This window comes from Microbacterium sp. Au-Mic1 (genome assembly GCF_021341785.1).
GTDB lineage: Bacteria > Actinomycetota > Actinomycetes > Actinomycetales > Microbacteriaceae > Microbacterium.
Genome location: NZ_JAJTTF010000019.1, coordinates 1 through 25,483, shown reverse-complemented (window position 1 = coordinate 25,483; position 25,483 = coordinate 1). Strand labels below are relative to the sequence as shown.

Here is a 25,483-nt window from a genome sequence, read left to right as displayed (position 1 = left end):
GACGGTGCGGGGGTCGGATCCGCGACCGCCGCGGGCGTCGCCGCGAACGTCGAGACGACGATGGCGGCGCCCGCGAGGGCGGCGAGGGCGAGGCGGCGCAGACGCCGGCGCGGGAGGGGCATGCGGGACTCCATCGGATCGAGTGCGGGCGTGATCGGGTGCTCGTCGGGGTGGATGCGTGTCAGGCGGGCAGCTGGGCGACCCGACCGGCGTAGCGGTGCCGCCAGCCGGTGTTCGTGTCGGCGGTGACGACGACGTCGTAGTACCCCTCGGACGTCGGCCAGGTCACCTTCTCGGTCGCGCCCGGCTTGACCCAGATGCGCTGCGCGGTGCCGGCGTGGTCATTCGGAGTGAGCGCGTAGTGCACGCTCTGGCGGCCGTCGTTGTGCAGCGCGATCTCGACGGTCGGCGTCTCGCCGGCCACGAGGTCGACCTCGATGCGGGGCACGGCGCTGCCGTTCTGACCCGCGGGCAGGACCGTGCCGGCGTGCGCGCGGACGAAGCCGTCGGGCCCGTACACCGAGAACGCGTAGCGGCCGTCCTGCGCGGTCGCATCCCAGACGTGCGTCGCGGGCTTGGTCCCGGAGACCGTGTACGGCGTGTTCGCGAACGGCAGGTACTTGTCGGGGAATGCCTGCAGGCTCAGCGCCTTGCCCGAAGGACCTCCGACCACGCTGAGCTGCACGCTGACCTTGCCGGTCTTTCGGTCCTCCACGAAGACGCCGTGCGGGTGGTACGAGAGCGGCCGGTGCTTGAGCGGCGTGCTCGACCACTTGTCGGCCGGCGGCACCTGGGTGCCGATCGTGCCGCCCGCACGGGCGATCTGCACCAGGGCGTCTGTGTCGGGCAGGGACGGGATGTCGATCACGGGGTGCGCGAAGTCCATCGCGCTGGTGAGGTCGCCGCTGATCCCACGGCGCCAGGCGCTGATCGTGGTCGACAGCGCCGGCGTGCCGATGGCCGTGGTCCAGGTCTCGAGGAAGCGGATGAGCGACGTGTGATCGAAGGTCTCGGTGCCGACCCAGCCGCCGCGCGTCCACGGCGAGACGAGGATCGTCGGGATGCGGGCGCCGTAGCCGATCGGGGTGGATCCGTTGTACTCGCCCGGGGTGCCCGGCTCGGCGAACGGCGGCAGGACGTGGTCGAAGTAGCCGTCGTTCTCGTCGAACGTCATGATGAGCAGCGTGCTCTTCCAGATGTCGGGGTTGCTCTGCAGCGTCTGGATCACCCGGTTCGAGAAGTGCGCGCCGTGCTCGGGGTTCGCCGAGGGATGCTCCGACCAGCTGTACGGCGCGACGATCCAGGAGACCTGCGGCAGCGGGTACTGCGCGCCGGGCTTGCACGCCGCGATGAAGTCCTTCAGCACGCCGTTCAGGTTGGCGTCGCTGTCGTTGTTGGTCACCCCGGTCGAGGCGTAGGGCGCGGATCCGGCCCGCCAGACCAGGCCGGTGCCGGCGGCGTTCTTGGTGGCATCGTTGCGGTTGGCGAGGTCCTGCGCGGACGAGCCCGAGGTCGTGAAGGCGTTGAAGCCGCGGATCGGGTTGTCGGTGTAGTCGCCGACCCAGCTGGATCCGTTGTTCGTGTTGTCGACGTAGATCCGCCACGAGACGCCGGCGGCCTGCAGCGCCTCGGGGTAGGTCTGCCAGGTGCGGTTGCCGTTGGACTCGCCGCCGTTGTCGACGACGCCGCCCGAGGTGCCGGTCCAGGCGTAGAGGCGGTTGGGCGTGGTCGGCCCCATGACCGAGCAGTGCCAGTTGTCGCAGATCGTGTAGGCGCTCGCGAGCGAGTACTGCCAGGGGATCTCCTCGCCGGAGACGTAGTGCATGGTGTTGGCGCCCTTGGCGCCGATCCAGTTGTTGTAGCGCCCACCGGCCCACGCCGAGGTGCCGCCCGAGTACGAGTGGTCAAGGCCTGTGGTGGTGCCGGCGACCGTGGTCACCCGGCTCGGCTTCACGAACGAGGACCCCTGCGGCTGGGAGAACACGTCGGTGCCGTTCTGGAAGCGCAGGGCCTGCTTGTCATCGAAGCCGCGCACTCCGGGCAGGGCGCCGTAGTAGTGGTCGAAGGAGCGGTTCTCCTGCATGAGGATCACGACGTGCTTGATGTCGGTGATGTCGCCGGAGAAGCCCTCGGGCAGGGCGTAGACGCGCGGCCCGCCCGCGGCAAGGGCACCCGCGCCCTCGGCGGCCGATGCCGACGGGGCGGCCGCCCCTGCGCCGAATCCGGCGCCCACGGCGGCGGCGCCGCCCAGCAGGCCGAGCGCGCGCAGCATGCCGCGGCGGGTCATCCCGCTGTGCAGCACCTCATCGGGGACCGTGCGGGGACGCTCGTACGGATCCGGGCGGAACGGGACGGGCTCGCTGGACATGGACGCTCCTCGGGACGACGGGGCACCCGGTGCGGGCGCCGACCTCGAGGACAGCAAGCGGAAGGGAACGAACGGTGAACGCCGGAGGACGAGCCGGTGGCATCGGCACGGTGGACCCCGGATCGGGCCGCCGAGCGTGCACACTGGGCTGTTTCCGGCCCGGCTCAGAGCGCGGTGCGGACCGTCTGCCCCGCCTCGATCTCGAAGGCGATCGCACCCGCGCGGTAGCGGTCGACGCCGAGCTCCACGAGCCTGCCTTCGCGCGTCGTCGTCGTGCGGCCGACCTGCAGCAGCGGGCTGGATCGGCGCACGCCCAGCAGCGCGGCGTCCTCGGTGGTCGCCGCGACCGCCTCGATCCGGTGGTTCGTCGACGCGACGCGGATCCCGGCCTCGGCGAGCGCGACCGTGGTCGAGCGCACGTCGTCGGGCACCCGCGTGATGACCTCCGCCACCCACGGCGCCCAGACCGACCGCTCGATCATGACCGGCAGCCCGTCCAGCGTGCGCAGCCGCACGAAGCGGTGCAGGGGCTCCCCGAGCCGGATCCGGAACTGCTGCGCCTCGCGCGCATCGGCCGGTCCGAGCGTGCGGGACGTGATCGCTCCGCCGGGCGCGCGCCCGCCCTCGCTCGCCCACTCGGTGAACGACTGCATCCGGTCGAAGCCCTGGGTCTGGTGCGCGGCCTGGACGATCCACCCGCCCCGGGGTCGGGACACGACGAGCGACAGCCGGGCCAGGCGGGCGAGCGCCCCGCGGATCACGCTGCGCGTCGTGCCGTACTCGGCGCTCAGCGCCGCCTCGCTCGGCAGGCGGGTGCCGGCGGCGAACCCGCCGTCCGAAATCCGCCGGCGCAGGTCAGCCGAGATCTGCGCCGTACGCGAGCTCTCGCGAGCGCCCTCCGTCATCTCCCGTCTCCGCGCGTGGGAGAGAGGATCGGCGACCGGAGCATGCCCCCATTCTCGCGCACGCGCAGCGGCGGCCCGCCATGCGCGAGCATGACGGGCCGCCGTGGACGGGCTCGGGCCCCGTGCACACCGCAGGCCCGTCGCGCCGTGTGCGATGGGCCTGCGGTCGTCGGCTCAGGCCTCGGGTCGGTTCGCGCGCAGCACCTCGAGCCGGGCGCGGTACTCGGTCTCGTCCACGTCGCCCTTGGCGAAACGGTCGGCGAGGATCTGCTCCGCCGTGCGGCTCTGCGCCGCGCCACCCTGCGCCGCACCTGCCCAGGGCGCCTGCGCTCCGGGGGCGCCGTGCCAGGCCCACGGGCCGGGCCCGCCCCAGCGACGGCGACGCACGAGGAGGGCGACGAGCAGCCCCACGATGACGAGGAACATCAGGGGGCCGATGATGAAGACGGGCCAGAAGGGGTGGAACCCCATGTGGCCGGGGTGCGCGGCGACGGCCGCGACGGTTGCGATCATGAGTGACCATCCTTGGATCGGTTCGGTCGCATCTCGACCGATGGATCCAGCCTCGTCATCCGCGCGCTCTGACGAATCCAGCCCGGGGAGTGATTCCACCTGCTCCCCCGGGAGTATGGATTCCGGAGGGCTACTGCCAGCCGGGCGCGACGAGGCCGGTCTCGTAGGCGATGACCACGAGGTGCACGCGATCCCTGGCGTGCAGCTTGGCCATGATCCGCGACACGTGCGTCTTCGCCGTGAGCGGGCTGAGGAAGAGCCGCTCCGCGATCTCGTCGTTGGTCATGCCCAGCCCGACGAGACGCAGCACCTCGCGCTCGCGCTCGGTGATGCCCTCCAGCGCCGCCCGTTCGGGTGCGTCGCGCAGGCCGACGGTCAGCCGTTCCAGCAGGCGCTTGGTGACGCCGGGCGAGAGCAGTGCGTCTCCGGCGGCGACGACCCGCACGGCGCGCACCAGATCCGCGGGCTCGGTGTCCTTCACGAGGAACCCCGCCGCTCCCGCGCGCACCGCCCGCACCACGTACTCGTCGAGCTCGAAGGTCGTCACGATCACGACGTGCACGTCGGCGAGCGCGGAGTCGGCCGCGATCTGCTCCGTGGCCCAGAGCCCGTCGCCGTCGGGCATGCGGATGTCCATGAGCACCACGTCGACCGGCGTCTGGCGGATGCGCTCCAACAGCTCGCGTCCGCCTGCTGCCTCCACGACGACCTCGATGCCGTCCTCCGCGTCGAGCAGGGCGCGGAACCCCGCGCGCACGAGCAGCTGATCGTCGGCCAGCGCGACCCGGATCATGACGCCCTCCCCCACGGCAGCCTCGCCACGATGCGTGCGCCGCCCGCCTCGTCGTCGTCGATCGCGATCGTGCCGCCGAGCAGCGCCGCCCGCTCGCGCATGCCGAGGACACCGCCGTGCCCGGAGACCTCCGGATCCGCTCCGCCGAAACCGCGGCCGTCGTCGACGACCGTCACGATGAAGACCGGATCCGATTCGTCCTGCCGCTCGAGCACGACGCGGATGTGATGGGCCTGGGCGTGGCGCACGGCGTTCGTGAGCGCCTCCTGCACGATGCGGTACGCGGCGAACTGCGCCGCCCGGCTGGGTGCGCGCCCGGCGAGGCGGTCGTCGAGCACGATCTCCAGACCGGGCGCGGTGAGGCCCGCGATGAGCCTCGGAAGTTCGGCGAGCTCGGCCTGCGGCACCAACGGCACATCCCCGTCGCGGAGCACGCCGAGCACACCGCGCACCTCCTCGAGCGCCAGCTTCGAGGTGTCCTTCACGTTCTGCAGCGCGGTGCGCGCCTGCTCCGGGTCGCGGTCGAAGAGGTGCAGCCCGACGCTCGCCTGCACGTTCATCTGCGACAGGGCGTGGCCCAGCACGTCGTGCAGCTCACGGGCGATGCGCACGCGCTCGCGCTCCTCGGCGCTGCGGCGGTGGCGCTGCGCATCGGCGCGCATCGCGGCCATCCTGGCGCCGCGCGTGCGCACGAAGGCGCCGACGGCGAAGCTGGCGGCCAGCGCGAGCGTCGCCGCGACGATGAGCCCCGGATGCCAGATCCGGCCGATCATCACCCCGATGAGGATCGCGGCGACCCACGCGGTCGCGACCGAGGCAGCCGCCCAGACGGCGGCGCCGCGGGTGACGGCGATCCCGATCGCGAACGCCAGGGCGAGGTACGGCGGCCCGTAGACGGGTGTGGTGAGGACGTCGAGCAGTGCGAGCGCGGAGACGACGGCGACCGTCGGGCCGGGGAACCGCCGCGCGGCGAGCAGAGCGAGGGGCCCCGCCACGGCGAGCGCGAGATGCAGCAGGACCCGCCAGTGCAGCCCGTGATCGGCGTGCGCGGCGACCCAGATCGAGGCCGGCACCTGCACGAGCAGGCACAGCACGACCGGCGCGATCAGGCGCACCCGCGGCGGCGGTCCGGACGGGATGCGCCCGGTGTCCGGTCCGAACCACGCCGTCGACGCCATCGGGGTGTCATCGAGCGGCTGATCCGGCATCCTCCGATGCTAATCGCGCCTCTCGCGGAGCGGATCCGTCGGGGGTGTGCTTCCCGCATACTCCCGAGGGAGTACGCGCCCTGACCGGTCGCCGCGCACGACGAACGGGGCTGGATCGACGGGTTCACCTATGCGATGCTCGCCGAGGAGCGGCGCGGACGCGGGGTCCGCTGAACCGGATCGTGCCGGCGGGGCTCAGTTCTCCCAGGAGCGCGAGCGCTTGGTGGCGCCGCCCGGCTCGCGCATCATGTACGCGAGGGCGAGGCTGATCGCCAGGATGCCCGCGACGAAGACGGGACCCTGCCAGGCGGGCAGGCCCGGCGCGATGCCCAGCAGCACGAATCCGCCGAGGAACAGAATTCCGAACACGATGTAGTGAAGGATCACCGGGCAACCTCCTGTTGAGCCTCTCGAGTCTATCGCGCCGTGCAGGGCGGCCTCGCCCCGTCGGCCGCGCGGTCAGGATGCACGGATCATGCAGGCGCACCCGCGCCGCCGAGGCGCATCCGTCGTCGTGTCGGATGCCGTGGCTACGCTCGCGGCATGAGCATCTCCTACCCGCACGTCCCGGGGCTCGTGAACAGCCCCGCGTTCAGCCATGTCGCCGTGATCCCGCCGGGATCCACGACGATCCACGTCGGCGGCCAGAACGGCGTCGACGAGACCGGCGCAGTCGTCTCGGACGACGTCGCCCTGCAGTCCGCACGGGCCGTCGACAACGCCGCAGCCGCGCTGGCCGCCGCCGGTGCCACACTCGCCGATGTCGTGAGCTGGACCGTGCTGATCCACCAGGATGCGGATCTGCGCGCGGCGTACGGCGCGGTGGGTCCGAAGCTCGCACGCGAGGGCGCGCCGCCGCTCGTCACCGCGGCCCTCGTGGCGGGGCTCGGCGTGCCGGGGGCGCTCATCGAGATCGGTGCCGTCGCCGCGCTGGCGCCCTGAGTCGTCGCCGATCACGCGTCCCGCATTCCCCGTGACGGATGTCATAGCGGATCCATGACATCGTTCATCGTGCACCGCGCACGACGCGGAGCAGACTGGATGACATGAACGAGGCGACATCATGAGCGAAACCCAGACGGTGCAGTCCGTCATCCAGGCCCCCGCCGCGCCGCACCCGGCGATCACGGCGACCGGGCTCACCAAGCGCTTCCGCGGCTTCACCGCCGTCGACGGCGTGGACCTCTCCGTCCGTCAGGGCGAGGTCGTGGCCTTCCTCGGCCCGAACGGCGCCGGCAAGACCACCACGATCGACATGCTCCTCGGACTCTCGCAGCCCGATGCGGGGCAGGTGTCGCTGTTCGGCCTGACCCCGCGCCAGGCGATCGGGCGCGGCCTGGTCTCCGCCGTCATGCAGACCGGCGGCCTGCTCAGCGACGTCACGGTGCGCGACACCATGAAGCTCACCGCGTCGCTGTTCACGCACACCACGAGCATCGACGCAGCGCTCGAGCGGGCCGGCATCGCCGACATCGCCGACCGCAAGGTGCAGAAGTGCTCGGGCGGCCAGCAGCAGCGACTCCGCTTCGCGATGGCGCTGGTGTCGGATCCGGGCCTCATCGTGCTCGACGAGCCCACCACCGGCATGGACGTGGAGGGCAGGCACTCGTTCTGGCAGGCCATCCACGCCGACGCTCAGCGCGGTCGCACCGTGCTCTTCGCCACGCACTACCTCGAAGAGGCCGACCAGTACGCCGACCGGATCGTGCTGATCCGCAAGGGCCGCATCGTCGCGGACGGCACCACCGCCGAGATCAAGGCGATGGCCTCCGGCCGCACGATCGAGGCGGAGTGGGACGAGGCCGCCGGATCCGGCCAGGCCGAGATCGCAGCGCTGGAAGGCGTCGACTCCGTCGAGGTGCGCGGCCCCCGCATCATCATCCGGGCGAACGATTCCGATGCGGTCGCCCGCCACCTGCTGACGCGCACGTCGGCGCACGACATCACGATCACCAGCCAGAACCTGGAGCAGGCGTTCCTGCGGCTCACGGGCGACGACACGGAAGGGGAATGACATGACCACCGTCACCGAGCGCCTGGACCGGATCGACCCGTCCTCCCGCCGCGTCCCGCCCATGGGCGGCTTCAGCCTCACCTTCCTCGGCGTCGAGCTCAAGCGCCTGTTCCGCAATTCCAGCGTGGTCGTGTTCACGCTCATCTTCCCGATCGCGATGCTGGTCATGATCGGGCTGCCGAACAAGAACACGGCGATCACCGACGTCCCGGTCAGCCAGGGCGGCATGTCCGCGGCCGTGCCGATCATGATCTCCATGGCCGTCTACGGCGCGATGGTCGCGAGCACCATGACCGGCGTCTCGGTCGCCGCCGAACGCGCTCAGGGCTGGAGCCGTCAGCTGCGGCTCACGCCGCTGAACCCGGTCGTCTACATCCTGGTCAAGGTCATCTGCGGTCTCGTGCTCGGCGGCATCGCCGTGCTCGTCACGCTGATCGTCGGCGCCGCGCTCGGCATCACCGCCCCGCTCGGCAATCTGATCCCGGCGGGCGTGCTCGCCTGGCTGAGCTCGCTCATGCTGACCAGCCTCGGACTCGCGGTCGGCTACGCCTTCCCCGCGCAGAACGCCATGCGCTACCTCGGCCCCATCCTGCCGATCCTGAGCTTCATGGGCGGCCTGTTCGTGCCGCTCGCGATCATGCCGGAGGCGGTGCAGATCGGCGCCAGGTTCACGCCGCTCTGGGGCATCGCGGAGCTCTCCCAGTCGGCCGTCATCGGGGTCACCCCGAACGGCTGGGCCGTGCCGAACCTCATCGCGTGGTTCCTCATCTTCACGGCGCTGGCCGTGCTGATGTTCCGCCGCGACACCAAGCGCGTCTGACGTGACGGATGACGTCTGCGACGAGCAGGGCGTGACGGCTTCGGCCGCACGCCCTGCTCGTCGTGCGGGTCGGTTCGGCTTCATGACGCGCTTCGGCATCCGCGAGGGCGGATTCCTCGACGCGCCGTCGTTGGACGGGGTCACAGGCTGGGCCCGGCTGCGCCTCACACTCGGCGCCCCGGGCGCGAAACGCTGGTACCCCGGCGCGCTGATCAGCCAGGTGTTCATCATCGGGTTCATCCTGGTGCCGATCCTCACCCAGCTCCCGGCGCCGGGCTCCTGGTTCTGGGGACTCGCCGTCGTCATCTACGGCGCTCTCTTCACGGTCTCGTTCCCCGTGGCGATGGCTCTCCCCGACCGTTTCCGATGGCTCCCTCCGGCCGGGCTCCTGCTGCTGTCGCTGCCCTTCCTCGTCGTGCTCGGGCCCGACCTCTCCGGACTGTGGACCTATGTCGCGGTCTCCGCCGCGCTCTGCTTCGGCGGCGACTTCCGCGCCATGATCGCCGTGTTCGCGCTGTCGGGCGTCTCATTCGTGATGAACCTCGTCGACGGCGCCTTCCAGCCGACGAACACGCCGCCCTGGACGATGCCGCTGATCATCCTCTCCATCGGCACGCTGATGGCGGCGTTCACCCGCAATCTGCAGACGCTCGCGCAACTGCGCCGCACCCAGAAGGAACTCGCGGTCGTCGCCGTCGAGGAGGAGCGCAACCGCGTCGCCCGCGACATGCACGACATCCTCGGGCACTCGCTGTCCGCGATCGCGCTGAAGGCGGATCTGGCCGCCAAGCTCGCGGATCGCGATCCCGCCGCCGCCACCGTGGAGATCCACGAGGTGCAGACGCTCGCCCGCGCCACGCTCGGCGACATGCGCGCCGTCGTCTCCGGATACCGTCAGGTGCGGATCGCGAGCGAGCTCGCTTCGCTGCGCACCCTGCTGCCTGCCGCGGGCATCGCGGCGCACCTCCCCGCGACCACGGACGACGTGCCGGAGCGCAACAGGGAACTGTTCGGCTGGGCGTTGCGCGAGGCCGTGACGAACGTGATCCGGCACGCCGGCGCGAGCAACTGCTGGGTGACCCTGGCTCCGGCGCGCATCACGATCGAGGACGACGGCGTGGGCCCCGCGTCGCGTCCCGCGGACGGGCCGACCGGCACGGGGCTGCACGGACTCGCTGAACGCGCGGCTGACGCGGGCGGCGGGCTGACGATCGGCCGCTCCCGTCACGGCGGGTTCCTCCTGGAGGTCACCGCATGACGGCACCCGAGCCGATCCGCATCCTGCTCGCCGACGACCAGGCACTCGTGCGCGGGGCGCTGGCGACGCTGCTCGGTCTCGAGGACGACCTCGTCGTGACCGCCCAGGTCGGCCGCGGCGACGAGGTGCTCGACGCGGCGCGGGAGCACCAGCCCGACATCGCGCTGCTGGATGTCGAGATGCCGGGCATCGACGGGCTCACCGCCGCGGCGCAGCTGCGCCAGGCTCTGCCCGGGGTGCGGATCGTGATCGTCACCACGTTCGGGCGCGCCGGCTACCTGTCGCGCGCCCTGTCCGCAGGGGTCGCCGGCTACGTGGTCAAGGACACCCCCGCCTCCGAGCTCGCCGATGTCGTGCGCCGGGTGATGCGCGGGGAGACCGTGATCGACGCCGCCCTCGCCACGGACGCCCTCACGGCAGGACCGTCGCCGCTGACGCCGCGCGAGGCGGAGGTGCTGGCGGCCGCCCGTGACGGCGGGACGATCTCGGACGTGGCCCGCTCGCTGCATCTCTCCGACGGCACGACGCGCAATCACCTGTCCTCCGCGATGCAGAAGCTCGAGGCCCGCACGCGGGCGGACGCGGCGCGGATCGCCCAGGAGCGCGGCTGGCTGCTCTGACGGTCTCCCGTCATCGCTTCAGGATCCGGACCCGACGATCCCCTACACTCAGCACCATGACCGGAGGATCGTCTGCTTCGTCGCGCTCACCGCGCCCCTCGCGCGCCGTGATCCGCCGGCGTCGGCTCATCGTGGCGGTGATCGCCGTGCTCGCCGTGGCTCTGATCGCGGTCGTCGCCACGATCGCCGTGCGCGCCCTGACCGGCGGCGAGGGCCCGAAGGCGGCCGCAGCCGGTGCGACCAGCACTCCGACGCCGAAGCCGACGCCGCTCTCCCCGGTGCAGGCGCTGCTGAAGACCGCCGCCGACCCTGCGAAGGCGTGCGCCGTGTCGTTCGCCGGCGACGGGATCGATCACGCCCCGATGCTGCAGACCGAGGGCGTGCTGTTCACCGGCCTGCCCATCCCCGAGCGAGCCGGATCCGTCTTCGCCGGCTGGTACCCGACCCCCGAGGCCGCGCAGGCCCAGACGCAGACCGAGCGCGTCAACGGATCCCAGCTGACCACGTGCCCCGATCACCAGCGCACGCTCCATGCCGCCTGGACCACGCCCGAGCAGAACACGGCCACCGCGGCGAAGATCCCGATCCTGATGTACCACCAGTTCACGACCAAGCCCGAGGGCGAGGACAACTGGCTGCGCAACAACTACGTGTACATCGAGGACTTCAAGGCGCAGATGGACTACGTCGCCTCGCAGAAGTTCTACATGCCCACCTGGGACGAGCTGAACGCCTTCATCGACGGCAAGCTGTTCCTGCCGCAGCATTCGCTCATCATCACCGACGACGACGCGGATCCGACCTGGCTGCAGCTCGCCGTGCCGGTGGTGACCGAGCGCAAGCTCCTCACCACCTCGTTCGTGATCACGGGCGAGCGGAAGGACGGTTCCCCCTCCCCCTACGTCCTGCAGCGTTCGCACACCAACGACATGCACCGCGCCGGAGACAACGGCAAGGGCCGGATGGTGAACCTCTCGGCCGACCAGGTCGCAGCCGACCTGGAGGAGTCGGCCAAGGTCCTCGGCGCGAAGGAGGTCATCGCCTACCCGTACGGTCACTACAACGCGACCGCCGAAGAGGGCGTGACCAAGGCCGGGTTCCTGCTCGCGCGCACCATCGACTTCGGATACGTGCACATCGGCACGAACAAGCTGGAGCTGCCGGTGGTCCGGATCAACTACGGCGACACGGTCAACGGCCTGAAGAACAACATCGGCTGACGGGTCCGGGATCCGATCCGGGGATCCGGCTGCGGGGATTCGATCCGAGGGATCCCGCGACGAGGTTCCCCGTCGTCCGGTTTGGGGCGCACGCACCCTCTCGTTCTGGGGCGCGTCCCCCCACGGATCCCTGGTGCAGCGCGCCCCAGAACGTCAGTGTGCGCCCCAGAACCAGGGTCGGCCGAGCCGGGGTGCGGATCCGGCCGAACCGGACCGCGGTCACTCCGCGGCGGCGGTCTCCGCTTCGAGCCGCACGCGACGCGCCTCGGCCTTGCGCCCCATGCGCACGGAGCGGCGCGGCGCGTACACCACGAGCGAGTGGAACAGGAAGCGCACGAAGAACGCCGCGATCAGCGTGATCGCCGCGGCGAGGATGCTGGAGATGTGCCAGGTCTCGACCATGAGCGCCAGCACAGGGATCCGCACCGCAGCCTCGACGTTGTTGAACGTGAACGACTGGGCGAAGCGCACCCCGATCCCGGAGGCGTCGCCGCGCATGTCGTTGAAGACGTAGCGCTCCTGCAGGATGAAGTTGCCGATGATCGTGACCTCGGCCGCGATGATCGCCGCCCAGACGTACTCCACGCCGAGGTGGGTGAGCGCCCACATGATGACGAGGTTGGCGAGAGCCCCCACGCCGCCGATGATCGCGAACAGCGACATCTTGCCGAAGCGCAGGCGCGCGAGGTGCTTGAGGAACTGCATCCCCTGCACGAACGACGCCTTGGACTGCCCGTGCAGCCGCTCGCCGAACTCCATCGGCACCTCGGCGATGCGCACGTCCGAACGCACCAGGATCTCCAGCAGGATCTTGAAGCCGTTGGGCCGCAGGGCCGCTGGATCGATCCGGCGGCGATCGACGAGGAAATAGCCGGTCATGGGATCCGAGGCGCCGGAGAGCCGGATCGGGAACATCGCCTTGGTGAGCAGGGTCGCGCCGCGCGAGACGCCGACGCGCACCGCCCCCGCGAGCCCGCCGCTGTCGCCGCCGCCGACATAGCGGGAGGCGACCACGACGTCCGCATCGCCGTCCTCGAAGCGGTCGATCATCTCGGGCAGAAGCTCCGGCGGATGCTGCAGATCGCCGTCCATCACGATGCAGACGTCGTACGCCGCAGCGGAGATGCCCTCGACCACGGCACCGCCGAGACCGCCGACGGGCTTGTCGCGGTGCAGCAGTCGCACCGGCACCGGCGCATCGGCGGCGATCCGTCGGATCACGTCCGGGGTGTCGTCGGAACTGTCGTCGACGAAGAGGATCTCGACGCTCCGGTCCGAGGTCGCAGCGGAGACCCGTGAGACCAGAGCCGCGATGTTGTCGCGCTCGTTGAAGGTCGGAATGATGACCGTGGCACCGGGGATGGCCTCCCCTGCCGACATGTCTCCCATGCCCCCTCCTCCGTTCGCGTGACTCGACATGGTCCCACGCGAAACCATGCGAAACCTGCGCGTTTCCCGTCAGCCAGCCTGCCCTCTCCAGGCTAACGCGCGGTGAACGCCGGGCAGAACCCACGCTCAGGCACCGAGCCCGCCCCCTCGGATCCGCCGTACCCTGGAATCATGACCACCCCCTCCTCTGACACCATCACCATGTTCGGCGCCGACTGGTGCCGCGACTGCATCCGCACCAAGAAGCAGCTCGACGAGCTCGGCATCGAGTACACCTACGTCGATCTGGTCGAGGATCCGGCTGCCGCGGATGTCGCCAAGGAGATCTCCGGCCGCACCAACATCCCGGTGGTCGTGTACCCCGACTCCTCGCACCACGTGGAGCCGTCCAACGCCGACGTCGAGGCGAAGCTGCGCGAGCTGTCGCTGATCTGACGACCTCGTGAGGCTCGTGCGCGCCGATACACTGGCGCGCATGAGCACCGCCGCTCGCGCCGAACGAGCCCCCACGCGCCTTCCCGCCCGCACGATCGCCCGCTACGCGATCGGCTCGCTCGGCACCGGGGGCTTCGCCACGCTGCCCGGTCTGGTGCTCGCGTACTTCCTCACGGACAACCTGGGCGTGGCCGCGATCCTGGCAGGGACGATCGTCACGCTCGCGAAGATCTGGGACGTCGTGATCGACCCCGTGATCGGCGCGTGGTCCGATCGCAGCCTCATCCGCACCGGCAGCCGCAAGCGGTTCATGCTGATCGGGGCGTTCACCCTGCCGGTCTTCTTCGCCCTGACGTTCGCGGTGCCGCCGGCGTTCGGCCCGGTCGCCGGGGTGATCTGCGTGCTGGTGGCGTTCCTCGCCACCGCCACCGCGTTCAGCCTGTTCCAGGTGCCCTACATCGCGCTGCCGGCCGAGCTCACCTCGAGCTACGACGAGCGCACCCGGCTGCTCAGCTGGCGCGTGATCGTGCTCACCGTGACGATCCTGCTGTTCGGCGGCGGCGGGCCCGAGTTGCGCCGCATCACGGGTGACCCCGTCATCGGCTACCTCGTGATGGGCGTGGTCGCGGGCGTCGTGATCGGCGTCGGCATGCTCGTCGCCGCACGCACGGCCGACGATGCGGTGACCGCACCCGCGGCCGTCGAGCACGTCGGGATCCGTGCGCAATACGCCGCGGGGTTCGCGGCCGTGCGTCGCTCGCAGCCGTTCCGCGCACTGCTCGGCACCTACCTGCTGCAGGCGCTCGCCACCGGAACCATGCTGGCCGGGGCGCAGTACGTGGCGACCTGGGTCATGCGCTCCGAGAGCGCGGTCACACTGCTGTTCGTCGCGCTGGTCGCGCCGGCCGTGATCGCGACGCCCGCCTGGGAGCGGCTGTCACGGCGGATCGGCAAGGAGCGCGCCTTCCGGATCGCGTCGACGATCTTCCTGGTCGCGTCCGCCTCGATCGTGCTGGCGCTGTGGATGCCGGGATCCTGGATCTACGCCTCCGTCTCGATGGCCGGGATCGCATACGCGGGCATGCAGACCCTGCCGATGGCGATGCTGCCCGATGTCATCTCGCACGACGAGCGCGACAGCGGACCGGGCAACGCCGGCACGTTCACCGGTATGTGGACCGCGTCGGAGACGGTGGGCTTCGCGCTCGGCACCACGATCGTCGCGGTCGTGCTCGCGATCACAGGGTACGTCTCGCGCACCGCGGGCGATGCGAGCGCCGTCGTGCAGCCCGGCAGCGCCGTCGCCGGGATCGTGCTGATCTTCAGCGTCGCGCCGGCCGCCCTCATGGTCCTGAGCCTCGCGACGCTGGCCCGCTACCGGCTCCGTCGCAGCGACATCGACGACCTCGATCGCTGAGACTCGGTCCCACGCCGAGCGCGTACGCTGAAGCCAGACCGCGCCGAAGGAGATCCCGATGCCAGACACCCTCGCCGACGACGTCCGTGCACCCATCGAGAGCGCGATCGCCGATCTGAAGAAGGGATCCGCCGCCTGGTCGGCCCTCACCGTCAGCCAGCGCGTCACGCTGCTGCGCGGGGTTCGGCGCACGGTCGCGGCGAACGCGCGGGCGTGGGCACGCACCGCGGCCCGCTCGAAGCAGCTGACCGACGATCACCCGCTGCGCGGCGAGGAGTGGCTGAGCGGCCCCTATGCGACGCTCGGCGCTCTGGACGCCTACATCGAGACGCTCGACCGCATCGCGCACGGCCGGAACCCGCTCGACGGGATCACCCTCGACCGCACCGCGAGCGGGCAGACCCGCGTGCACGCGTTCCCGCTCGAGGGCATCGACAAGCTGCTGCTCTCGGGCTTCACCGGCGAAGTGTGGCTCGCCCCGGGCGTCACCCCGGGCGACGCCCGCGCGCGTGTCGGCCTCGCACAGCGATCCCCCGCCGCGGGCGACAGCGGCATCGGGCTCGTGCTCGGCGCCGGCAACATCACCTCGATCCCCGTGCTCGACGTGCTCTACGAACTGCTGGCACACGACCGGGTCGTGCTGCTCAAGGTCAACCCGACCCAGGACGCGCTCGTGCCGGTCTTCGAGAAGGCCCTGGCGCCGCTCATCGCCCCCGGCCTCCTGCGGATCGTCCGCGGCGCCGGCGACGTCGGCGCGTTCCTCACGGCGCACGACGCCTTCGCACACGTGCACATCACCGGATCCGCCCCGACCTTCGACGCGATCGTCTGGGGCACGGGGCCGCAGGCCAAGCGCCGCAAGCGGGAGAACCGCCCGCGGCTGAAGAAGCCGATCACCGCCGAGCTCGGCGGCGTCTCCCCGATCATCGTCGTGCCGGGCGAGTGGAGCGCCGAGGATCTGCGCTTCCAGGCGGAGCACGTCGCCACGATGCGGCTGCAGAACTGCGGACACAACTGCATCGCGGGCCAGGTCGTGATCCTGTCCGGCGACTGGGCGCAGAAGGACCAGTTCCTGATCGAGCTGCGCCGCGCCTACGCGCTCGCACCGGAGCGGCCCATCTGGTACCCGCGTTCGGACGAGCGGATGGCGCAGGCGGCCGAAGCGTACCCCGACGCCCTCGTGCTCGCGGACCGGTTGCTCGTCGAGATCGGTGAGGGCGACGACCCGACCGCCCTGGAGCAGACCGAGTACTTCGCCCCGGTGCTGGGTGTCGAGCAGCTGCCCGGCACGGGCCAGGCGTTCCTGGACGCCGCCGTCGCGCACGCCAACGAGAAGCTGCAGGGCACGCTCGGCGCGAACGTGCTGATCGCTCCCACCACGGAGGCGTCGCTCGGCGCCGGCTTCGAGCGGGCGATCACCGCACTGCACTACGGCTCGATCGCGATCAACACCTGGACCGCATTCGGGTTCATCACCCCCACCGTGACCTGGGGCGCCTTCCCGGGCAACACGCTCTCCGATGTGGGCAGCGGGCTCGGCGTCGTGCACAACGCGCTGCTGCTGGCCGACGTCGAGCGCTCCGTGGTGCGCGGGCCGTTCCGCCCCTTCCCCCGGGCGGCGTCGATCGTGCGCGACGGCGGCCGGTTCACGATCCTGCCGAAGCCGCCGTGGTTCGCCTCCTCGCGCACCGCGGCCGAGGTCAGCGAGGGTCTCACCCGGTTCCGCGCCCAGGGCGGCGTGCTCGCGCTCGTGCGCACGCTCGTGCAGGCGATGCGGGCCTAGTCAGCCGAGGCTCGGGCGCCGCCCCACTTGAACGTTGAGCGACGACGCCCTCCCCTTGGACGTTGAGCGACGACGCCGCAGGCGACGGAGACGAAACGCGGTGACCACGCGAGAGCACCGCGTTTCGTCTCGCTCGACCTGCGGTCGTGCTCGCTCAACGACCCCGGAAGAACTCGACTCGCGGCCGTGCTCGCTCGACGACCCCGGCGGGAGGCTACGGCGTGGCCACCGCGAACGTGTCGCACTGGCCCAGGCCGTTCTTGTAGCCGGTCGCGAACCAGTAGTCGCGCTGCTTGCTGGATCCGTGCGTCCAGCTCTCCGGGTTCGTGTATCCGGCCGACTGCTGCTGGATGTGGTCATCGCCGACGGCCGCAGCGGCGTTCAGCGCGTCCTGAATCTGGGCATCGGACGGCTTCTTGAAGTAGGAGACGCCGTTCTTGTCCTTCGAACTGGTCAGATCCGCGATGAAGGCGCCCGCGTAGCAATCGGCCTGCAGCTCGGTGCGCACGCCGTTGCTCGTGGGGCCCGTGCCGTTGTTCGGGTACTTGTTCATGGTGCCGGTGATGTTCTGGATGTGGTGCCCGTATTCGTGAGCCACGACGTACACCTGGGCCAGGTCGCCCGCCTCGGCGCCGAACTGCTGCTTGAGCAACTGGAAGAACGTGGGGTCGATGTAGACCGTCTGATCCGAGGGGCAGTAGAACGGGCCGACATCGTTCGACGCGGTGCCGCACGGCGTCGAGGTCGCCACGTCGACGCTGACCTGGCCCGGCTGGACGTAGCCCTTCACGTGCTTAGTCCAGTACTGGTTCAGTGCGAGCTTGGTCGATGCGACACGACAGTCCACGTCGTTGTTCGCGTCGGCCCCGGTGTTGCAGTTCTTCACATACCCCTCCGAGGATGCCGTGGCCTGCGGCTGCGCCTGCGTGCCGGTCCCGCCGCCGAGAAGGCCGGAGAGATCGACACCGGTGAAGGCGCTGATCAGCAGCACGACGACGGCGCCGAGACCGACCACGCCGCCGCCGGCGATCGCTGCGGTGCGTCCGCCGCCACGCCGCTGGACCTTGTTATCCGAGACATCGGCATCCGGGTTGAACGTCATGAGCACAGTTTTCCACGGTCCGCGCCCCGACGGCGAGGCATAGGCTCGCAGTGTGCGTCGCAATCGCGACCGAAGGGAGCCGAAAGTGACCACCACGGTGACTCTGACCGGCGCGGGCGGGCAGATCGGCTACGCGCTGCTGTTCCGGATCGCGGCCGGCGACATGCTCGGCCCCGAGGAGAAGGTGCGGCTGCGGCTGCTGGAGATCCCGGCCGGGATCGCCGCCGCCGAGGGGGCGGCGCTCGAGCTGCAGGACGGTGCGTTCGGACTGCTCGAGCACGTCGAGGTGACCGACGATCCCGCGGTGGGCTTCGACGGCGCCGACCACGCCCTGCTCGTCGGCGCGCGCCCGCGCGGCCTCGGCATGGAGCGCGGCGACCTGCTCGCCGCCAACGGCTCGATCTTCGGTCCGCAGGGTTCCGCGATCGCCGCGCACGCCGCCGCGGGCGTGCGCGTCACGGTCGTGGGCAACCCCGCGAACACGAACGCGCTGATCGCCGCGGCCGCCGCCGACGGCGTCCCCGCGGAGCGGTTCAGCGCCCTCACCCGGCTCGACGAGAACCGCGCCCGCGGGCAGCTCGCCGCAGCACTCGACGCGCCCGTCGCCGACATCGCCGGCGTCACGATCTGGGGCAACCACTCGGCCACGCAGTTCCCCGACGTGGTGCACGCGACAATCGCCGGGCGCTCGGTGCCGGAGGCGCTGGCCGCACGCGTCGGCGATGTGCGCGCCTGGCTCGACGACACCTTCATCCCCCGCGTGGCGAAGCGCGGCGCCGAGATCATCCAGGTGCGCGGTTCCTCGTCCGTCGCCTCCGCGGCGAGCGCGACCATCGACCACGTGCGCGACTGGGCGCTCGGCACCGGCGAGCGGCGCACCAGCGCCGCCGTCGTCTCGCACGGCGAGTACGGCGTGCCGGAGGGCCTGATCAGTTCGTTCCCGGTGCGCGCCGTCGACGGCGAATGGCGGATCGTCGAGGGCCTGGATCCTGATCCGTGGGCGCGCGAGCGCATCGACCGCTCGGTCGCCGAACTCGTCGAGGAGCGCGACGCGGTCCGCGCGCTCGGCCTGATCTGACTCGTCGAGGGCGCCGCGTTTCGTCTCGCGCCGGCTTCGCCGGTGCTCGCTCAACGACCACCCTTCGAGGTCGTTGAGCGAGGACGCCGCAGGCGACCGAGACGAAACGCGGTCCCTAGCGAGCGTGCGACCGTCAGATCGTCGCGGCGTCGATCACGAAGCGGAACTTGACGTCCGAGGCAAGCACGCGCGTGTAGGCGTCGTTGATGCCGGCGGCATCGATGAGCTCGATCTCGGCGGCGATGCCGTGCTCGGCGCAGAAGTCGAGCATCTCCTGGGTCTCCCGGATGCCGCCGATCGCGGATCCGGCCAGCGAACGGCGGCGTCCGAGCAGCTGATTGATCGAGACGGACATCGGCTCCGGCGGTGCACCGACGCAGACCAGCGTGCCATTGGTGTCGAGCAGACGCAGGTAGTCGTCGAGCGGCAGCGGGGCGCTCACCGTGTTCAGGATCAGATCGAAGGCGAGGCGGTTGCCGGAGAACGTCTCCGGATCCGACGTGGCCAGATAGCGGTCGGCACCGAGACGGATGCCCTCGTCCTTCTTGCGCAGCGACTGCGAGAGCACGGTGACCTCGGCGCCCAGGGCGTGTGCGATCTGCACGGCCATGTGCCCGAGCCCGCCCAGGCCCACGACGGCGACGCGCGACCCTGGCGCCACGTTCCAGTGCCGCAGCGGGGAGTAGGTCGTGATGCCGGCGCACAGCAGGGGAGCCGCGCGGTCGAGCGGGATGGCATCGGGGATCCGCAGCACGAAGTCCTCCGTCACGACGACCTGACGCGAGTAGCCGCCCTGGGTAACGGTGCCGTCGCGGTCGATCGCGCCGTAGGTGCCGACCGCTCCCCCGGTGCAGTACTGCTCCTCGCCGCGCAGACAGGCGGCGCACTCGCGACAGGAGTTGACCAGGCATCCCACGCCGACCCGGTCGCCGACGGCGAACCGCGTGACGTCGGATCCGATCGCCGACACCGTCCCCGCGATCTCGTGCCCGGGTGCCAGCGGATAGCGCTGCGGCCCCCAATCACCCTGCACGGTGTGGATGTCGGAGTGGCAGATGCCCGCGAAAGCGATGTCGATGACCACATCGTGGGGGCCCGGCTCCCGCCGCTCGATCGTGGTCGGCGCGAGGGGAGCACCCTCGCTCGGTGCGGCGTAGGCGGCGACGACGGGCATGGCGCTCCTCGGGGTTCGGGGTGACGGACAGGGCGAGCGTACTCCGCCCGGTGATGGCGCAGCTCCATCCGCACCGCCGGCGGGCGCCGATGTCCGTGGGAGAAGGCACAATAGACACGGAGAGGCGGATCACATGGAAGCGACCACGCACGCGCACGGCGATGCGGACGGCACCACGGGTGCTCCGCTCGACGCCGCCCTCACCAGTCCACTGCACCTCCCGCACGCGGCTGCGGAGTGCCCCAAGTGCTTCACCGAGCTGCAGCAGAACCGCGACTGGTGGTCGGCCAAGCCCGACGGATCCCGTCTGGTCGGCCTCGTCGTCGCCCGCGACGGGATGCCTTCCGTGGTGCAGCAGCGCGACGACCTCACCCGCTTCGGCGTCCCGATCGAGGGCTTCCGCCACCCCGCGCCCGACATCCTGGAGAGCTGGACGGATCGCATCGGCCGGCTCATCGACACCCTCCGACCGGGTGATGTGCTGGTCGTGGCGAACATCCACGCCCTCGGCCGCGACATCGACGAAGAGGCGCGCACCGTCGCGGCTCTGCGCAAGCACGGCGTGATGGTGAAGGTGCTCAGCCACGACGCGCGCCACCTCGCCGACGCCGGGCGCTGACTCTCGCCGGGCGGGATGCTGGCCGCCATCGTTAACGCGGCGTGAATCCGCTTGTTTCGTTTCTCCGCGCCCTTCGCGGACCCGGGATCGTGGACCCATCGATCCCCCGTGAGGAGAAACAATGTCCGCCACTGCTGCATCATCCCTCGGCGTCGCTCCGACGACCCCGTCCGCGAGTCCCGGTCGCGCAGGCGCCTCGACCCGGCTGCGTCACGCCGTGCTCATCGCGAGCCCCGTCCTGGCCGGGCTGTTCGTGCTCATCGGCGTCGCGACCGATCCCGGGGCCGGTGTGTCCGGACCGGCGATGTGGAAGCTCTACGCCGAGCACCCCGACCCGCTGCAGTGGTCGGCGTACGACCTGCACTGGTCGTACACGTTCTGGGCGCTGCCGGCGATGGGCGCTTTCGCGTTCCTCCGCCGCCGCGGCGCCTGGCTCGCGAACATCGCCGGGCTCTTCGGGATCATCGGCATCTCGACCCTGCCCGGCATCCTGGTCGTCGACTTCTACGACTCCGCCGTCGCCGGTGTCGCAGGTGTGGACACGCTCGGCAAGGTCTATGAGGCGTTCGACGGCATGTGGGCGGTGACCGCGATGATGATGCCCGGCAACATCGCCCTGATGCTGTGCCTGCCGCTCGCGGTCGCCGCGTTCTGGCGGGGCGGCCTGGTGCGCTGGTGGGCGCTGCCGGTGATCCTCGTCGGGATCGCGGGCCTGTGGTTCTCCGGCTTCGTCTGGTGGGGCGGCGCGATCATGCTCGCCGCCGGCATCGGGCTCGCCGTGGAGTTCGCGCTCGGCCTGCGCCGTACCGCTGTCGCCGTCTGATCCGTCCTTCCCTGAGCGGGCCGTCACCCAGAACGGGTGGCGGCCCCCGCGGGCACCCACGCCAGGGTGGACACGCACAGGTCGAACAGCGTGCGCATGGCCACCATCGGCGGATCATCCGCCGGCACGTCGACCGGCCGCATGATCACGAGCACGAGGCGCAGCGCCCTGCGTCGCTGCGATCCGGGGATCGGCGTCAGATACATCACGGTCGTGACAGCGACCCGCTCCCCCTCCAGGGTCTGCACCTCGTCGGTCTCCATGCGCAGGAAGCGCTTGTCCTCGAGCAACGCGGTCGCGCCGCGCTCGGCGATCGCCTCCCGCACCAGGTCGTCGAGGTTCTCGCCCGCCGGCGCACGCTGAATGCTGGCGGTCAGCGATGCCGGCAGGTACAGCGCCTCGGAGGCATCGGCGGACGGCACGAACATCGCCACGGCCTCGACGCGGCGCATCTGTGTGAACGCCTCGCGCAACAGCCGGTCCATCTGCGCGTACAGGTCGGGGCGGTGCGCCTGCATCAGGCGGCCGCGCATCGCGCCGAGCATGTCCTTCTCGACAGCCCCGTCGACGCTCCTGCGAGTCCATCCCGGGGGCAGCACGAGCGTGAAGTCCGGATCGGGGGCGCCGCCCAGCTGCGCACGCAGGCTGATCCGCTCCGTCGGTCCCTCGGGGGCGTCCATACGATCTCCTTCCCGGCCCGTGCCGGCGTCGGTCATGACGACATCCTCTGCGCGAGGAAGCCGGGTTCCGCCTCCAGCGCATGCTGCGCATCCGCAGGGGAGACGATCCCGCGCCGGCGCAGGATCCCGATCGCGTCGGCGAGCTCGGAGCGGATCCGCTCCCGCTCCCCCGCAGGGATCGCGGCGACCGCGGCGCGACGTCGCGCCACCGCATCGGAATCAGCCGCCGCCTCGGCCGTGGAGGTCCCGCGAAGCCTGTCCGTCTGCGAGCGCCGCGTGCCGCGCCGGGCCAGCGCCGCGACGGCCGCACCGAGCGCAGCCGCGAGCACGGCGACGGCGACCCAGACCGGCCAGCCCGGCACCTGGTCGGCTGCTCCCCTCGCTCCGATCATCACGGCCGCGACGACGCCGACGACCGCGGCGATCCAGCCGCCGGCCTCCGACTCCGCGATGCTGCCGCCGAGCAGCCCGCGGACCAGCGTCACGGCCTGCCACGCGGCAGAGGCGAGCATCAGCCAGCCGGCCACGGAGATGGCGACGGCGGAGTCGGCGAGGACGAGCCCGAAGTCGCTGCCGCCGAGCGCCGTGAAGGCGAGCACCGGCAGCAGGACGAGCGCCAGCACGGGAAGGACGGCGAGGATCATCGCCAGCAGGAACCACGGGCTTCGCGCCTGTTCGCCGCGCCGCTGGAACGCCCCGGCGCCGCCGAGCTCGGCGAGCACCCCGGGTCGCCCGCGGAACACCCGCGCCTCGAGCTCAGCCCACGGCACCCGCGCCCCGGCGGGCAGGTCGTTCGCCCACGCGGTCGCACTGCGATCCGGTTTCATGCGCCCGCCCCCGGCCACGCCTCGTCGGCCATGACCAGGCCGCGGTTCAGATCGCCGCCCCGCCACGGCTCGCCGTCCACGAGGATCCGCAGGTCGTCCACGAGCGCGGCGACGTGCGGCGTCGCGAGCAGGAACGCGTCGGCGAGCACCGGCTCCAGCGTCACGACGGCCATGACGGCGTCGTCGGCGAACACCGCCTGCCATCCTCGCGTCGCGATCTGCGCGGATCCGGGTGCCTCACCGTCGAAGATCCACTGGCACCCGCTGCCGAGATGCTCGGAGGCGGCGACCGCACGCCACGCCCCCGCGCCCTCGCGGATGCTGCGACGGACCTCCTCCAGCCCGGGGGACTCGTGCACGGAGACGCGGACGACGAACGGGAAGCCGTCCTCCGGCCAGAGCTGCAGCGCCAGCACGTCGTGCGGCGTCACGGTCGTGGCGGCGTGCGCGATGAACTCGGCGCGCAGCTCGGCCGGCATCGACGCGATGCCCTCGGCCTCGCCGAGACGCCCGGCCGCGGTCGCCACCCAGTCCGTGCCGCTGCGCCCGGTGAGCACCACCACGCGCCTCTCGTCGATCCCGACCTCGGCCACCGCTCTCATCCGCACCCCTCCGCCACCAGCATGTCATCCCGGCCGCGGCGCGGCGGACGCGCGCCCGGCGACGTCACTTGTCGCCGGCGATGGCGTGCACGATCGCGGAGTTGATGGATCCGCCGGATCCGGGGATGTTCCCGACGATCGTGTTGGCACGGGAGTACATGGTCCATCCCACGCTGATCAGGATGTCCGGGGCGCTGGACATGTTGCTCAGCGCGGTGGCGCCCTTGCCGGTGAAGAGCCGTGCGATCGAGTCGACGGCTCGGCCGTCCACACCGTGGTTCTGCAGCAGCGTGCCGAAGAAGTTGCGGGCTCCGGCGCCGAAGGATCCGGTGAACTTGAAGGCGGCGGTGCCGCTGCCGAAGACTCGGGCGAGCTCCTGACGGATGGGCGCGCGGCCGGCTCCGGTGAGCAGCCCGCCGAGCGCGCTGTCGGCGAAGCCGCGCAAGCCCTTCATCCCGCCGAACAGCTTGCCCATGCTGCCGAAGGGGATGACGCCGATCGCGGCGATGAGGACGTCCGTCAGCCCCGCGTCTCCGCGCGTCGCCTGGTAGATCGTGAGCGCCAGCGTCGCGATCGCGGCGATCGCGGCCAGGGCGCCGATGATCGGCCCTCCGATGATGATCGCGGCGACGGTGAGGATCAGGCCGACGACCTTCAGCACCTCGAGCGCCACGGCGACGTATCCGTCGACGTTGTCCCAGAAGCCGTCCTTGATCTTGCCGCTTGTCGCCGTGCTGATGCCGTCGACCGCCGTGTCGAAGGCGGTCTCCCAGGTGTCGTACTCGGAATCGAAGATGCGCGCCTCGGCGACGAACTCGTCGTGCTTCTGCTTCTTCGACGCGTCGTCGGCGGCGTTCTCGGTCGCTTCGTCCGAGCCCTCCTTGGGCGGCACGACCCAGGACGGCCGGTCGCCCGGCATGTATCCCGGCAGCCCGGCGAAGGTCGTCCAGAGCTCCTCGCAGGTCTTCACCGCCGCATTGAGCCGGGGCTGGACCTGCGAGAGCGTCGCCGCGTACGAGACCAGCACCGGGCCGGTCGGCCGGTACAGCTCCCCGGCGAGCTTGAGCTGCTCGTGGGTGTCCCCCACGATCTCCTGCAGCTTCTCGATCGCCTCGCCCTTCTGCCCGGAGCTCTTGTCGTGCAGCGATTTCAGGAACGCCGCGCTCTCGCCCATCGCGTCGCCGAGCGAGGTGATCTCCGCGCCGCGCTTCGAGATCGTGTCCGCATTGCCCTTGAGGCGCTCGATGTGGCGCCCCTTGGGCGAGCGTTCCATGTACATCAGGGGGTTCCGATCTTCCGCGGCGGGTTCTGTCCGGTGGCGTCGACTTCCATGCTCTTCGCCGTGTCCTCGTCCCACTTCTTGCAGCCGTCGAGCACACCCTGCACGTGCTCCTGGACCTTCCCGATGTCGCGGGCCAGGTCGCGGCGCTTGTCGTCCCAGCGCGACTCGAAGTCGCCGACCTCGTCCTTGAGCCTCGACCGGCCGAACGGCGCGTCGATCGCGTCCTGCACGGCATCGGTGCGGGAGGACGCATCGCCCAGCTCCGTCACGATGTCCTTGAGCTTGAGGCTCACCGCGCTCAGTTCCTCGTACTTGATCCAGATGGCCTCGGCCATGCGATCCTCCCCCTCCAGTCCGACGACTCCAACCTATGGAATGTCGCCGCGCGCGTCGATGGGGAGCACTCCCCATGCGGATCCGCGGGCCCGCATCCACGACAGAGGGACCGGCGCCCGAAGCGGCCGGTCCCTCGAGATCGTGTGTGCGGTGTCAGCCGCCGGCGAGCTGCGTGTCCAGATCCTGGATCGCACGCATCATCCCCAGCAGCGACTCC

Annotated in this window: 26 protein-coding genes; 12 read left to right on the top strand and 14 right to left on the bottom strand. The window is 71.1% G+C overall.

Annotated elements, in window-relative coordinates:
* Positions 1–181: 181 nt before the first annotated feature.
* From LXM50_RS18425 to LXM50_RS18400, 6 genes are all read right to left on the bottom strand, one after another.
* A complete protein-coding gene (locus LXM50_RS18425) occupies positions 182–2,368 on the bottom strand; it encodes an alkaline phosphatase family protein (protein ID WP_233312937.1) in 2,187 nt (728 codons plus the stop codon).
* A gap of 164 nt (positions 2,369–2,532) precedes the next feature.
* Positions 2,533–3,273, bottom strand: a complete 741-nt coding sequence (locus LXM50_RS18420) for a GntR family transcriptional regulator (RefSeq protein WP_233312936.1) — start codon at positions 3,271–3,273, stop codon at positions 2,533–2,535.
* Between the two features lie 174 nt (positions 3,274–3,447).
* The gene (locus LXM50_RS18415) at positions 3,448–3,786 is read right to left on the bottom strand and encodes an SHOCT domain-containing protein (protein ID WP_233312935.1); all 339 of its coding nucleotides are present in this window, start codon (positions 3,784–3,786) and stop codon (positions 3,448–3,450) included.
* A gap of 130 nt (positions 3,787–3,916) precedes the next feature.
* Positions 3,917–4,579, bottom strand: a complete 663-nt coding sequence (locus LXM50_RS18410; RefSeq protein ID WP_233312934.1) for a response regulator transcription factor — start codon at positions 4,577–4,579, stop codon at positions 3,917–3,919.
* Positions 4,576–5,787 (bottom strand): sensor histidine kinase, encoded by a 1,212-nt coding sequence (locus LXM50_RS18405; protein ID WP_233312933.1) that lies wholly within the window; start codon positions 5,785–5,787, stop codon positions 4,576–4,578. The genes LXM50_RS18410 and LXM50_RS18405 overlap by 4 nt, the downstream gene beginning before the upstream one ends.
* Positions 5,788–5,982: 195 nt before the next feature.
* Positions 5,983–6,174: a hypothetical protein gene (locus LXM50_RS18400; protein ID WP_045249567.1), complete on the bottom strand. Its 192-nt coding sequence runs from the start codon at positions 6,172–6,174 to the stop codon at positions 5,983–5,985.
* A gap of 156 nt (positions 6,175–6,330) precedes the next feature.
* On the opposite strand from LXM50_RS18400, the gene LXM50_RS18395 reads away from it, so the two are divergent.
* From LXM50_RS18395 to LXM50_RS18370, 6 genes are all read left to right on the top strand, one after another.
* On the top strand, positions 6,331–6,729 hold the full coding sequence (locus LXM50_RS18395) for a RidA family protein (protein WP_233312932.1): 399 nt from the start codon (positions 6,331–6,333) through the stop codon (positions 6,727–6,729).
* A 121-nt stretch (positions 6,730–6,850) separates the two neighbouring features.
* Positions 6,851–7,801 carry an ABC transporter ATP-binding protein gene (locus tag LXM50_RS18390; RefSeq protein ID WP_233312931.1) on the top strand — a complete coding sequence of 317 codons (951 nt, stop codon included), beginning with the start codon at positions 6,851–6,853 and terminating at the stop codon, positions 7,799–7,801.
* A 1-nt stretch (position 7,802) separates the two neighbouring features.
* A complete protein-coding gene (locus LXM50_RS18385) occupies positions 7,803–8,621 on the top strand; it encodes an ABC transporter permease (protein ID WP_233312930.1) in 819 nt (272 codons plus the stop codon).
* A gap of 1 nt (position 8,622) precedes the next feature.
* Positions 8,623–9,879, top strand: coding sequence for a histidine kinase (locus tag LXM50_RS18800; protein ID WP_233312929.1), 1,257 nt, complete (start codon positions 8,623–8,625; stop codon positions 9,877–9,879).
* Positions 9,876–10,499, top strand: coding sequence for a response regulator transcription factor (locus LXM50_RS18375; protein ID WP_233312928.1), 624 nt, complete (start codon positions 9,876–9,878; stop codon positions 10,497–10,499). Before LXM50_RS18800 ends, LXM50_RS18375 begins: the two co-directional genes overlap by 4 nt.
* Before the next feature lie 56 nt (positions 10,500–10,555).
* On the top strand, positions 10,556–11,719 hold the full coding sequence (locus LXM50_RS18370) for a polysaccharide deacetylase family protein (RefSeq protein ID WP_233312927.1): 1,164 nt from the start codon (positions 10,556–10,558) through the stop codon (positions 11,717–11,719).
* Between the two features lie 219 nt (positions 11,720–11,938).
* Here the strand turns inward: LXM50_RS18370 and LXM50_RS18365 are convergent, their stop codons facing one another.
* Positions 11,939–13,108: a glycosyltransferase family 2 protein gene (locus tag LXM50_RS18365; protein WP_233312926.1), complete on the bottom strand. Its 1,170-nt coding sequence runs from the start codon at positions 13,106–13,108 to the stop codon at positions 11,939–11,941.
* A 171-nt stretch (positions 13,109–13,279) separates the two neighbouring features.
* On the opposite strand from LXM50_RS18365, the gene LXM50_RS18360 reads away from it, so the two are divergent.
* The 3 genes from LXM50_RS18360 to LXM50_RS18350 are packed head-to-tail and all read left to right on the top strand — an operon-like array spanning position 13,280 to position 16,743.
* Positions 13,280–13,543 (top strand): glutaredoxin family protein, encoded by a 264-nt coding sequence (locus tag LXM50_RS18360; RefSeq protein WP_233312925.1) that lies wholly within the window; start codon positions 13,280–13,282, stop codon positions 13,541–13,543.
* Between the two features lie 40 nt (positions 13,544–13,583).
* On the top strand, positions 13,584–14,960 hold the full coding sequence (locus LXM50_RS18355) for an MFS transporter (protein ID WP_233312924.1): 1,377 nt from the start codon (positions 13,584–13,586) through the stop codon (positions 14,958–14,960).
* Between the two features lie 58 nt (positions 14,961–15,018).
* Positions 15,019–16,743: an aldehyde dehydrogenase family protein gene (locus tag LXM50_RS18350; RefSeq protein ID WP_233312923.1), complete on the top strand. Its 1,725-nt coding sequence runs from the start codon at positions 15,019–15,021 to the stop codon at positions 16,741–16,743.
* 214 nt (positions 16,744–16,957) lie between these two features.
* On the opposite strand, the gene LXM50_RS18345 is transcribed toward LXM50_RS18350, so the two are convergent.
* Positions 16,958–17,845, bottom strand: coding sequence for a neutral zinc metallopeptidase (locus tag LXM50_RS18345; protein ID WP_233312922.1), 888 nt, complete (start codon positions 17,843–17,845; stop codon positions 16,958–16,960).
* A gap of 85 nt (positions 17,846–17,930) precedes the next feature.
* Here LXM50_RS18345 and LXM50_RS18340 point away from each other — a divergent pair, with 85 nt between their 5' ends.
* Positions 17,931–18,923: a malate dehydrogenase gene (locus LXM50_RS18340; RefSeq protein ID WP_233312921.1), complete on the top strand. Its 993-nt coding sequence runs from the start codon at positions 17,931–17,933 to the stop codon at positions 18,921–18,923.
* Positions 18,924–19,056: 133 nt separating this feature from the next.
* Here LXM50_RS18340 and LXM50_RS18335 read toward each other — a convergent pair whose 3' ends face one another.
* The gene (locus LXM50_RS18335; protein WP_233312920.1) at positions 19,057–20,097 is read right to left on the bottom strand and encodes an NAD(P)-dependent alcohol dehydrogenase; all 1,041 of its coding nucleotides are present in this window, start codon (positions 20,095–20,097) and stop codon (positions 19,057–19,059) included.
* A gap of 133 nt (positions 20,098–20,230) precedes the next feature.
* Between LXM50_RS18335 and LXM50_RS18330 the strand changes: the two genes are divergently transcribed.
* Together LXM50_RS18330 and LXM50_RS18325 are read left to right on the top strand one after the other, a co-directional pair.
* Complete coding sequence (locus LXM50_RS18330) at positions 20,231–20,716, top strand: recombinase family protein (RefSeq protein WP_233312919.1); 486 nt, start codon at positions 20,231–20,233, stop codon at positions 20,714–20,716.
* A 121-nt stretch (positions 20,717–20,837) separates the two neighbouring features.
* The gene (locus LXM50_RS18325; RefSeq protein ID WP_233312918.1) at positions 20,838–21,539 is read left to right on the top strand and encodes a hypothetical protein; all 702 of its coding nucleotides are present in this window, start codon (positions 20,838–20,840) and stop codon (positions 21,537–21,539) included.
* Positions 21,540–21,562: 23 nt separating this feature from the next.
* Here LXM50_RS18325 and LXM50_RS18320 read toward each other — a convergent pair whose 3' ends face one another.
* From LXM50_RS18320 to LXM50_RS18300, 5 genes are all read right to left on the bottom strand, one after another.
* Positions 21,563–22,255: a hypothetical protein gene (locus LXM50_RS18320; RefSeq protein ID WP_233312917.1), complete on the bottom strand. Its 693-nt coding sequence runs from the start codon at positions 22,253–22,255 to the stop codon at positions 21,563–21,565.
* Positions 22,252–23,046 carry a hypothetical protein gene (locus LXM50_RS18315; protein WP_233312916.1) on the bottom strand — a complete coding sequence of 265 codons (795 nt, stop codon included), beginning with the start codon at positions 23,044–23,046 and terminating at the stop codon, positions 22,252–22,254. Before LXM50_RS18315 ends, LXM50_RS18320 begins: the two co-directional genes overlap by 4 nt.
* Positions 23,043–23,648, bottom strand: a complete 606-nt coding sequence (locus LXM50_RS18310; RefSeq protein ID WP_233312915.1) for a hypothetical protein — start codon at positions 23,646–23,648, stop codon at positions 23,043–23,045. The genes LXM50_RS18315 and LXM50_RS18310 overlap by 4 nt, the downstream gene beginning before the upstream one ends.
* Positions 23,649–23,712: 64 nt before the next feature.
* Complete coding sequence (locus LXM50_RS18305) at positions 23,713–24,927, bottom strand: hypothetical protein (RefSeq protein WP_233312914.1); 1,215 nt, start codon at positions 24,925–24,927, stop codon at positions 23,713–23,715.
* Positions 24,927–25,265 carry a hypothetical protein gene (locus LXM50_RS18300; protein WP_233312913.1) on the bottom strand — a complete coding sequence of 113 codons (339 nt, stop codon included), beginning with the start codon at positions 25,263–25,265 and terminating at the stop codon, positions 24,927–24,929. The genes LXM50_RS18305 and LXM50_RS18300 overlap by 1 nt, the downstream gene beginning before the upstream one ends.
* Between the last annotated feature and the right edge of the window lie 218 nt (positions 25,266–25,483).